At 39.6% G+C, this 225-nt stretch carries 1 pseudogene; it reads right to left on the minus strand.

The annotated features are described in order from the left end of the window. Window positions 1-225: pseudogene (locus AAEZ22_RS18715) on the minus strand (IS21 family transposase); the annotation flags it as partial.

Raw genomic sequence — 225 nt, forward strand, 5'->3', positions numbered from 1 at the left:
TGACGCATTGAGAGTCGCTGGGTACCTAACCATTGTTTATAAGCTCGGCAGAAGTGACTGTAGCTGTAATAAGGCTCACCCACTTTTTCAAGTAACTCATCAAATACGAGCTGTAATGTTAGGTGTTTATGTTGTTTTAAGTCTTTATTGATATTTAACCAGTCAGGCGTTGGGTGTCTTTTTTTACGCGTTGAGAAGCGCTTGAGTTTGGTGTTGAAAAATGTA

This window comes from Pseudoalteromonas sp. 20-MNA-CIBAN-0454 (assembly GCF_040308685.1).
Taxonomy (GTDB): Bacteria; Pseudomonadota; Gammaproteobacteria; order Enterobacterales; family Alteromonadaceae; genus Pseudoalteromonas; species Pseudoalteromonas nigrifaciens.